The following is a 9,757-nucleotide window of genomic DNA, read 5'->3' on the forward strand; positions in this document are numbered from 1 at the left end:
TCGCGAAAGATATCGCCCCCTCCGCCATCGACATGCGCCTGCCGCCCCGCCAGATCCGGAAACGCTTCGAAGATCGCAAAGCGTCTTTCCGAAAACCGAACGGCGAACCACGGACCCGTGGCGGGTTCGGCTTCGACGCAGGCCCGGATGTCGCGCAGCATCTGCACCACCGCCTCCTCCTGGCCGGGGCGGGCTTCGATCTCGATGAAGAAGGCCTTGCGGCCCTCAGCGCCTTGTTCTCCCAGCACCTGCACACCCCGGTGCGGTGTGCGGGCAGGTTCGGCGGCGGGCGGTTTTTCGTGCGGGGGCAACAGCGAAGTCATGGATGCCTTTCGGGGTTCGGTACAACGCAACGACTGTAGGGTCGCGCCCACTCCGTTGCGTGCCCGAAGATCAGCATTTCTTGCCTGATCGTCCAGGCCGGTTGTGCCGGGCCGGCCTTCCTGGCCAGAATGCGCCATGGCGGACGACGAATTGACGCAAGCGGTCTTGCGCTACACAGGCACCACGCACCAACGGACGGGCGGCATCACCGCCACGCCGGTGCACGGCCTGTACCTGGTCCGGCGCACTGCGCCGAGCGCGTTGGAGAACGCGGTGGAGCAGCCCCTGGTGTGCCTGGTGCTGCAGGGCCGCAAGCGGGTCGCCATGGGCAGCCGCACGGTGTCTTATGCGGCGGGCGACACGATGATCGTCACGGCCAACGTGCCCACGGCCAGCCGCATCAGCCAGGCCAGCATCGCCCAGCCCTATCTGGCCGTTGCACTGGAGCTGGACCCGGCGGTGATCACCGATCTGGTCCTGGGCTCGCGGGAGTGCGATGCGCCTCCCGCCGCGCCCGACGCGGCCGACACGGGCGATGAGGAGGATCTGCGCGATGCCGTGCGCCGGCTGGTGCGGCTGCTGGACCGGCCCGAATCGCTCGCGGTGCTCCAGGACGGCTTGGTCCGGGAGATCCACCATTGGCTGCTGCGGAGCCGCCAGGGCGCGGCGATTCGCCACCTGGGCTTGCCCGACAGCCACGCGCGCCGCATCGCGCGCGCGGTGGCGATCCTGCGGGCCGAGCCCGCGCGGCCGGTGCGTATCGAGCAACTGGCAGCGGTGGCCGGCATGGGCCGCTCGGCGTTCCATCGGCACTTTCGGGCCATCACTTCGCTGTCGCCGCTGCAGTTCCAGAAAGCACTGCGGTTGATGGAGGCGCGGCGGCTGATCCTGTCGCAGGGCAAGAGCATGAGCCAGGTCGCTTTCGAAGTGGGGTACGAGAGTGCCTCGCAGTTCAGCCGCGAATACGCCCGCATGCATGGTCAGCCTCCCACCAGGGACAAGCGGCAGGCATCCGGCCGGGTGGGCATGGTCCGCACTGCGGGTATCGCCAAGGGCTAGCTAGCCCATCGGCCTTGCAGGCGTTTGCTATCAAATATGTAGCGGAATGCCCTAGTGTTGATTGCGCTGGAGCCCGAAAAGGCAAAAAGCCCCGCCCGCTCGCCTGCACCGGCAGGCAAAGCAATGAGCTACCACCAGCGCTGAACCAGCAGATACCCCGCAACGCCAGCCCCCAGCCAGACCCCCAGAACCAGAAACACCCCTGCTCGGCTGCGAGGCTTCTTGCCTTCCGTGCGCATCCATTCTTCCGCCTGGCTTCGGCAGGAAGCCAGCACGGGCGCGGGCAGCAGCTTCACCGTGAGCCAGATCAGCGCCGGCAGCAAGAGGACGTCGTCCACATAGCCCAGGACGGGGATGAAGTCCGGAATCAGGTCGATCGGGCTGAGCGCATAGGCCACGACGAACATGCCCAGGGCTTTCGCGTGCCACGGCGTGGCGGGGCTCTTGCAGGCGAACCAGAGCGTGACGCCGTCTCGCTTGATGCGCCAGGCCCAGGCCTTCAGGGTTTCGTGGACGGACATGGTGCGGGCAGGGGTTGGGAGACCGATTTTGTGGCAGAACCCGCAGAGCGCCCGCGGCACGGCAAAGAGGGGCCAAGGCCCTGGCATCATCGCGCGCATGAATCGCCACTATCTGACCGCCGTCGCCGCCGTGGCGGCAGCGCTGCTGTTGCGCTACCTGCTCAATCCGGTGCTGGGGCAGCAGGGGCCGTACCTCATTTTGACGGTGCCGATCGTGGTGGCTGCGATCTATGGAGGGTTCGGCCCGGCACTGCTGGCCACGGTGCTGGGCACGTCGGTGGGCACGTACCTGTTCATCGAGCGCGGCGCTGGTTTGCGCGAGGTGCTGCAGCCAGAGAACGTGGCCCGGCTTCTGCTTTTCCTGGCGATCGGCCTGGGCATCGGTCTGATGGGCGGGCAACTGCGGCGCTCGCGCGTGGCGCTGGCGGAAAAGATGCAGCAGCTCAAAGCCAGCAACCGTGCCAAGGACAACGCCATGGCCATCCTCGGCCATGAGATCCGCAACCCGCTGTCCGCCATCCATTCCGCGCAGGCGGTGCTGCAGCGCTCGCCCGGCGATGAAAAACGGGTGCTGCGGGCCAGCGAGATGATTGGCCGCCAGGTGGCGCAACTCACGCGCATGGCGGACGACCTGCTCGACCTGTCCGGGCTGATGCGCGCAAGCCCGCCGCCGAAGGTGCCGGTGGATCTGCAGCAGGTGCTGCGACAGGCGCTCGAGCAGAGCGCGCCGCTGGTGGCCAAGAAGGGCCACCGGCTCGACGCCGATCTGGGCGATGCGCCCGTGGTGGTCACTGGCGATGCGCTGCGGCTGGTCCAGGTGTTCGCCAATCTGTTGACCAACGCCGCCAAGTACACCGATCCCGGTGGCGAGATCGTCCTGCAGGTGCAATGGCGCGGCGAGCGCCAGGTGGCGGTGGCGATCCGGGACAACGGCGTGGGCCTGCCTCCAGGCTCCGTGGCCGACTTGTTCGAGCCGTTCGTCCAGGCGCCGGGCGCCGCCTCGAATGCGGAAGGCGGGCTGGGCCTGGGACTGGCGATCGTGCGCAAGATCGTGCTGGCCCACGGGGGCGAGGTGGTGGCCGAGAGCCAGGGACTGGGCCTGGGCAGCGAGTTCACGGTGGTGCTCCCCCTGGCCCGCACGGGTGCCTGAAGGCGCCGCCGCCCGGCGCGGCAGCCCGCGCTGCACCAGGGTCAGGAGGCCGGTCGGATGCGTTCGAAGAGGCCTTCATAGCGCTCGACGAAACCGTTGGCGTCCACTGTCAGGAGGGCTTCGAATCCCCTGAAAAGGCCCAGGTCCACATAGCGCAGCTGCCTCGGTCCGAGCCGGTCGTACCGCTGCCGCGACCGCGTGACGGTCCACTCCAGTGCGTCGATGAAGGCGGTTTCCAGGCGGAGGCTTTTGCCGGTGGACAGCGGCGTGCGCAGGATCGGGAAGGTGTTGCAGAAAGGGGTCGCGGACAGGTCGGGTTCTTCGGCGCCGTCCAGATCGGTGCGCGGCTTGCCGTCGACGGTCCAGCCGCTGCCGTTGCGTTCGAGCGCCAACCGCCGGTGGCCGTTGGCGTTCCAGCGCTCGACCTCGACCGACTGCGTGCGCCAGTCGGGTGTGATCCGCCAGCGATGGGTGAGTTGGAAGCCGCCGCCCTCCAGGCCGATCACCGTGGACGATGCGGTGATGCCGTCGTGCGCGACGTGCAGCGCCAGCCGCTCCAGGCTGGCATTGGCCGTTCCGCGCCAGAACAAAACGGATGTGCCGGGTGTGGCGCAAGCGGGTGCGGGAGTGGGGTCGGAAGCAGGGGCGATGGGCATGGTGCGGGCTCCTTCAGGCGGCTGCACCAGCGAAGAAGCCGGGTCCGCGGTTTCGGTTCTGGTGCAGGATGGTGCGCAGATTCCATTAAGATGGAAACATATTCCACTTTACTGGACGAGGCGATGGTGGCATGAAAGGCAACAGGGCCGGCGGGCCGCTTTCGCAGGGCGTTCTGCCGATGCCGCCGGATTGTTCCAAAGCGCTGAAGTCCGCCCGCCGTTCGGCATGTTCCCCATGAATCACACCCCCATCCCCGAGGTTCGACTGATCGACTGCGACGAGGCCGCCCATGCGGGGGCAATTCTCGACATTCTGAACGAGGCCATCGCTCATTCGACGGCCCTCTACGACTATGCGGCACGCCCGCCATCGGCGATGTCTGCCTGGTTCGCCACGAAGCGCGCGAACGGCTTTCCCGTGGTGGGAGCGGTCGACGCGCAAGGCGCGTTGATGGGTTTTGCCTCGTGGGGCACTTTCAGGGCGTTTCCGGCCTACAAGTACACGGTGGAGCACAGCGTCTACGTACACAAGGACTGCCGTGGGCGCGGGTTGGGCGCGCTGCTGATGCGAACGCTGGTGGAGCGCGCCGGGGCGGCGGGCCTGCATGCGATGGTGGGCTGCATCGATGCGGCCAACGAGGGGAGCATCCGGCTGCACCGGCAATTGGGGTTCGTCCATACGGGCACGATGCCGCAGGTGGGGTTCAAGTTCGGCCGGTGGCTGGATGCGGCGTTCTACCAGCTCACGCTGGAGACGCCGCTCGATCCGGTGGACGGTTAGGCGGCGGACCGTTCGGTGCTGGTGAGAGGGCGCGCCGCGCCGCGCCGTCCTCAAGCCGCCGGGGCCGCGCGCGCTTCGCCGCAATCCGGGTATTGCCGCAGCCGCTCGATCAGCCATCGGCCCGCAGGCCCGGGCAGCGAGTCGCGCCGATAGACCGCTTTCATCTCCAGCATGGGATCGCCCTGCACGCCGGTCTCCACCTGGATGCGCACCAGCCGCCCGTCGCGCATGTCGTCTTCCACCATGGGCCGGGGCATGTGCCCCCAGCCGAGGCCGGCGCGCAGGAAGGCGTGCTTGGCGCCGATGTCCGCCAGGCGCCACACGGTGTCGCCCAGCACGCCGAAGTCGCGGCCGGCGGTGAGGGGCGAGCGGTCGGTGAGGACGAGCTGAACATGGCCTTTCAGCTGCTGGCGAGTCAGCCGGCCCGGCTGCTGGGCCAGCGGCGATCCCGGGGCCGTCACGGTGACCATGGGCACGCCCATGAGCGGCACCTGTTCGAACTCGGGCGGAATGACGGGCAGCGAACCCATCACGCCCACGCGGCAGCGCCCGTCCAGCACCCATTGGGCCGCGGCGCCGAGTGCCTCCACCTGCAGTTGCAGCGTGGTGCCGGGAAAGGCGAGGGCAAAGGCGCCGATGGCGTCGGTCAGCGCCGCCATGGGGAACATGACATCGACCACGACCGACAGTTCGGGCTCCAGGCCGGCGGCCATCGAGCGTGCCTCGGCCTTGAGCGTGTCGGCCGCGCGAACGATGTCGCGAGCGCGGCCGGCCAGGGCCTGACCCTCCGGGGTGAGGGCGGGCAGGCGCGCCGCCCTGGTGAACAGCGTGACGCCGAGTTGCGCCTCCAGCCCGGCGATGGCCTGGCTGACGACCGACTGCGCCCGGCCGACGCGGCGGCCGGCGGCCGAGAAGCTGCCGGTTTCCACCGCGGCGACGAAGATGCGCAGGTGGTCCAGGGAGACGCCATCGAGCATGGTGATGCCCTCAATCCATCGTTAAAGCAGATGGATCATATTCAATCAAATAGGCTTCGCAGATGGAGGGCGCGTCTCTACATTGGGTGGGCAGCGGCGCCACGGCAAACCGGATGTGGCACCGGCGCAGATTTGTCCAGCACTTCTTTTTCAGGAGCACCCCACCATGTCCGCCTTGCTTTCCCCCTCCGCCCAGCGAACCATCGTGCGGCGCACCCGTGGCCGTGGACACGGTCCCATCACCCGGCTGATGAGCCCTGGCGACCTGGGCCAGGTGCTCAAGCCTTTCGTGTTTCTGGATCTGTTCCAGGGCGAATCGTCGTTTGCCGGTGGCATGCCCATTCACCCGCACTCGGGGCTGGCCACCGTCACGGTGGTGACCGAGGGCGACTTTCGCTTCGACGACGCGGTCTCGGGCGAGGGGGAATTGGCCTACGGCGGCGTGGAGTGGATGCGCTCCGGGGGCGGCGTGTGGCATGGCAAGGAGCTTTCACCAGGGCAGTCGCCGCGCATCGCGGGTTTCCAGCTCTGGCTGGCCCTGCCGCCCGAACTGGAAAACGGCCCGGTGGATAGCCAGTACATCGAGGCCAAGGCCATGCCCGCCAGCGGCCCGGTCACGGTGATCCTAGGCGAATACGCCGGCCTTCGCAGCCCGGTGCGGGCACCGGAGGGCGTTCACTACCTGCTCGTCACGCTGCAGCCCGGCCAGGCGTGGACGTATGTGCCGCCCCAGGGGCACGATGCGGCCTGGCTGGCGGTCAGCCACGGCCAACTGGTCGGTCCCAACGCGGTGGCCACGGGCGAGATGGCGGTGTTTGGCGCATCCGGCACGATCGAGCTGCAGGCCTCGCAGGAGCGCAGCGCGGTGTTCGTGATCGGGTCCGCTGAGCCGCATCCGCATGATCTGGTAACGGGCACGTATTCGGTGCACACCAGCCGGGCGGCCCTGGCGAAGGGGGAGGCAGGCATTCAGGCACTGGCCGAGCGCATGGCACTGCGCCCTGCGGGGCCGCAGCGGCGCACGGCGGTGTTCAGCGGCTGACGGCATCGCGCCGCCGGGCGAGCACGGTGGGCACGGGCCCGTTCAGTTCGCGCCGCCCACGCGCTGCAGCGCTTCCAGGTGCAGCAGTTCGATGCGCCGGTAGCGCAGGCCGATCAGGCCTTCCTGCGCCAGGGCGTTGAGTTCTTTCGACAGGGTCTGCCGCGTCACGCCGAGCATCATGGCCAGCGCCTCCTGCGGCACGGCCACGCTGGGCCGCAAGGTGGCGGACTGGGTGGCGTCGCCGCGCGCCAGGGCCAGCAGGCGGTGCACCACGCGCACGCGCAGCCCGCGCAGGGTGGCGTCTTCCATCATGCTGTACAGGCCCCGCACCCGTGAGGCGAGCAGGGTGGCCATGGCGTTGGCGAACACGGGGTCGGCCATCTGCGCGGCGAAGGCGGCGGGCGGCACCACGAGCAGGTCCACCCCGGTGAGCGCGGTGGCGTCGTGCGTGCGCGGCGAGCCGTCGATGAGGGTGATCTCGCCAAACCAGTTGCCCGGCTCCAGCAGCACCAGGATGGCTTCGCGCCCGTCGTCGCGCAGCGTGGAGATCTTGAGGGTGCCGGCCAGCAGGCCGTAGAACCCGCTGCCGGCCGCGCCCACCGGGTCGCCCTGGCGAAAGGGCATGGCGCCACGCTGCAGGTGCACCAGTTCCGCCGTGCCCAGCAGGCCATTGCGCTGCGCGGCGGGCAGGGCCGCGAACCAGGGATTGCCTTCCAGGGTGCGGCGTTGGGCGGGTGACAGCGGGGGCGTGTGGGGCATGCAGGGCGATGTGCGGTCCGGCGCGGGCGGGTAAACCAAGGGGTCGAACTGTCAATTATTGGACAGTTGGCGGGGCAGGGCGCGCCTACAGTGGCCCGGTTCCCCACGGAGACAACACGATGCAGACCCCAAAAAAGGCGACCTTCGTGCGCATGCAGGACAGCACGCGCGAAGACTGGCAGACCATCGGCGGCGAGTTCATGCAGTTCTCGCGCGGCCTGGCGGACCGGGTGGCGGCGCACCTGCGCATTCTGGAAGGCGACTACGGCGGCTTTCCGGTGGACCGGTATACCCATTCGCTGCAGACCGCCACCCGCGCGCTGCGCGATGGCCAGGACGAGGAGTACGTGGTGTGCGCGCTGCTGCACGACATCGGCGACACGCTGGGCTCGTTCAACCACCCCGACATCGCGGCCGCCATCCTGCAGCCGTTCGTGAGCGAGGCCAACCACTGGATGGTCCAGCACCACGGCATCTTCCAGGGGCACTATTTCTTTCACCACATCGGGCTGGACCGCCACCTGCGCGACCAGTTCGCGGGACACCCGCACTACCAGCAGACAGCCGAGTTTTGCGAGCGCTACGACAACCCGGCGTTCGACCCGCACGCGGAGACGCTGCCGCTCGACACCTTCATGCCGATGCTGCGGCGCGTGCTGGCCCAGCCGCGCCAGAGCCTCTACAAGGCAGCGCTGCAGCCGCCGCAGCCGGCCGCCGCCTGACGGCTGCCGGCTGCCGCCGCCCTCTTTCCCATGCACCCACCCCAAGGAATGTTCATGAATGCGATCTCCCCGTCCGAAGTCCGGCAACTCGTGTCTGCCGAAGAGTGGCAGTTGCGCGTCGATCTGGCCGCCTGCTACCGCCTGGTGGCCCTGCACGGCTGGAGCGACCTGGTGTTCACCCACATCAGCGCGCGGGTGCCGGGGCCGGAGCACCACTTTCTCATCAACCCCTACGGCCTGATGTTCGACGAGATCACGGCGTCCAGCCTGGTCAAGGTGGATTCGCAATGCAACAAGGTGATCGACTCGCCCCATCCGGTGAACCCGGCGGGCTTCGTGATCCACAGCGCGGTGCATGCGGCGCGCGACGACATCCAATGCGTGCTGCACACCCACACCCGCGCCGGCATCGCCGTGAGCGCGCAAAAGGACGGCGTGCTGCCCATCAGCCAGCAGTCGACCTTCGTGCTGGCCTCGCTCGCTTACCACGACTACGAAGGCGTGGCGATCCGCGACGACGAGAAGACCCGCCTGCAGGCCGATCTGGGCCGTGCCAACTTCCTCATGCTGCGCAACCACGGCCTGCTCACCTGCGGCAAAACGGTGGCGGATGCGTTCCTGGCCATGTACACGTTCGAATCCACCTGCCAGATCCAGATCGCCGCGCAGTCGGGCGGCGGGGAGCTGACGCGGGTGCACCCGCAGATCGTGCAGGGGGTGGGCCATGCGATGAAGGTGCAGACGGGCGGCCTGGGCGGGCAGTTCGTCTGGCCCGCTCTGATCCGCAAGCTCGACCGCACCGACCCGGGCTACCGCGACTGAGCGCGGCGGCCCCGATGGACAGCACCCTCATCGTCACGCGCTTTCTGTTCGGCGCGCTGGCGCTCGTCATGTTCGGGCTTGGGCTCACCCTGCGGGTGGCCGACTTCCGGCGGCTGCTGCACAGCCCCAAGGCCGTGGGCATTGCGCTGGGCCTGCAGGTGATCGGCCTGCCGATCCTGTGCTACGCGATCATCCGCGCCTTCGGGTTGTCGCCGATGTTCGCCATCGGCCTGATGCTGCTGGCGGCCTCGCCGGGCGGCATCTCGGCCAACCTGTTTTCTCACTTGTTCGGCGGCAACGTGGCGATGAACATCTCGCTGACGGCGGTGAACACGCTGCTGTCGATCGTCACGCTGCCGATCATCGCCAACGCGGCCATCGCCCACTTCGCCCAGAGCGGGCAGGTGGTGCCGATCCAGACCGGCAAGCTCCTGGAGGTGATCGCCATCGTGCTGGTGCCGGTGGGGTTGGGCATGGCCGCGGCGGCCCGCTGGCCGGCCTTCGCGGCGCGCATGGAAAAGCCGGTGAAGGTCTTCAGCGCGCTGGTGCTGGCGGTGGTGTCCATCCTGTCGATTGCCAAGGAGTGGAGTTCGATCGCGAGCACCTTCGCCGAGATCGGGCCGGCGGTGCTGGTGTTCAATCTGGCGAGCCTGCTGTCCGGCTACTACCTGAGCCGCGCGGCCGGGCTGGACAAGCCGCTGGCCACCGCGGTGAGCTACGAGATCGGCATCCACAACTCGACGCTGGCCATCTTCATCGCCCTGAGCGTGCTGGGCAGCTACACGCTGGCGCTGCCCGCGGCCATCTACTCGGTGCTGATGTACATCACGGCGCCGCTGTTCGGCTGGCTGCTGCTTCGCCGTCCGGCGCCTGCGGTGCCGGCTCAGAATTAGCGCGCCTGCGGTGCCGGCTCAGAATTAGTGCGCCTGCGGTGCCGGCTCAGA

General features: G+C 68.5%; 11 protein-coding genes and 1 pseudogene. 7 read left to right on the top strand and 5 right to left on the bottom strand.

Annotated elements, in window-relative coordinates; genetic code table 11:
- Positions 1–311, bottom strand: a pseudogene (locus AC27KI_RS14520) (hypothetical protein); the annotation flags it as partial.
- A 148-nt stretch (positions 312–459) separates the two neighbouring features.
- Here AC27KI_RS14520 and AC27KI_RS14525 point away from each other — a divergent pair.
- Positions 460–1,383: an AraC family transcriptional regulator gene (locus AC27KI_RS14525; RefSeq protein ID WP_487114444.1), complete on the top strand. Its 924-nt coding sequence runs from the start codon at positions 460–462 to the stop codon at positions 1,381–1,383.
- Positions 1,384–1,511: 128 nt separating this feature from the next.
- Here the strand turns inward: AC27KI_RS14525 and AC27KI_RS14530 are convergent, their stop codons facing one another.
- A complete protein-coding gene (locus tag AC27KI_RS14530) occupies positions 1,512–1,904 on the bottom strand; it encodes a YkvA family protein (protein WP_284426678.1) in 393 nt (130 codons plus the stop codon).
- A gap of 97 nt (positions 1,905–2,001) precedes the next feature.
- Between AC27KI_RS14530 and AC27KI_RS14535 the strand changes: the two genes are divergently transcribed.
- Positions 2,002–3,054, top strand: coding sequence for a sensor histidine kinase (locus AC27KI_RS14535; protein ID WP_487114446.1), 1,053 nt, complete (start codon positions 2,002–2,004; stop codon positions 3,052–3,054).
- 41 nt (positions 3,055–3,095) lie between these two features.
- On the opposite strand, the gene AC27KI_RS14540 is transcribed toward AC27KI_RS14535, so the two are convergent.
- The gene (locus tag AC27KI_RS14540; protein WP_487114448.1) at positions 3,096–3,710 is read right to left on the bottom strand and encodes a putative glycolipid-binding domain-containing protein; all 615 of its coding nucleotides are present in this window, start codon (positions 3,708–3,710) and stop codon (positions 3,096–3,098) included.
- A 235-nt stretch (positions 3,711–3,945) separates the two neighbouring features.
- Here AC27KI_RS14540 and AC27KI_RS14545 point away from each other — a divergent pair, with 235 nt between their 5' ends.
- Positions 3,946–4,491 carry a GNAT family N-acetyltransferase gene (locus AC27KI_RS14545; RefSeq protein WP_284398877.1) on the top strand — a complete coding sequence of 182 codons (546 nt, stop codon included), beginning with the start codon at positions 3,946–3,948 and terminating at the stop codon, positions 4,489–4,491.
- Between the two features lie 50 nt (positions 4,492–4,541).
- Here the strand turns inward: AC27KI_RS14545 and AC27KI_RS14550 are convergent, their stop codons facing one another.
- Positions 4,542–5,468 carry a LysR family transcriptional regulator gene (locus AC27KI_RS14550; RefSeq protein ID WP_487089267.1) on the bottom strand — a complete coding sequence of 309 codons (927 nt, stop codon included), beginning with the start codon at positions 5,466–5,468 and terminating at the stop codon, positions 4,542–4,544.
- 166 nt (positions 5,469–5,634) lie between these two features.
- Between AC27KI_RS14550 and AC27KI_RS14555 the strand changes: the two genes are divergently transcribed.
- Entirely contained in the window at positions 5,635–6,510 is an 876-nt protein-coding gene (locus tag AC27KI_RS14555) for a pirin family protein (RefSeq protein WP_487114450.1), read from the top strand.
- A gap of 42 nt (positions 6,511–6,552) precedes the next feature.
- Here the strand turns inward: AC27KI_RS14555 and AC27KI_RS14560 are convergent, their stop codons facing one another.
- Positions 6,553–7,269, bottom strand: a complete 717-nt coding sequence (locus AC27KI_RS14560; protein ID WP_317358300.1) for a Crp/Fnr family transcriptional regulator — start codon at positions 7,267–7,269, stop codon at positions 6,553–6,555.
- A gap of 119 nt (positions 7,270–7,388) precedes the next feature.
- Here AC27KI_RS14560 and AC27KI_RS14565 point away from each other — a divergent pair, with 119 nt between their 5' ends.
- From AC27KI_RS14565 to AC27KI_RS14575, 3 genes are read left to right on the top strand one after another with little or no spacing between them, the layout of a single operon-like run.
- Entirely contained in the window at positions 7,389–7,991 is a 603-nt protein-coding gene (locus AC27KI_RS14565) for an HD domain-containing protein (RefSeq protein WP_284406133.1), read from the top strand.
- Positions 7,992–8,045: 54 nt separating this feature from the next.
- Positions 8,046–8,813 (top strand): class II aldolase/adducin family protein, encoded by a 768-nt coding sequence (locus AC27KI_RS14570; RefSeq protein ID WP_487089265.1) that lies wholly within the window; start codon positions 8,046–8,048, stop codon positions 8,811–8,813.
- 14 nt (positions 8,814–8,827) lie between these two features.
- Positions 8,828–9,706 (top strand): bile acid:sodium symporter family protein, encoded by an 879-nt coding sequence (locus tag AC27KI_RS14575; RefSeq protein WP_284398860.1) that lies wholly within the window; start codon positions 8,828–8,830, stop codon positions 9,704–9,706.
- Positions 9,707–9,757: the final 51 nt, after the last annotated feature.

This window comes from Acidovorax sp. KPB24-03, from assembly GCF_057546605.1.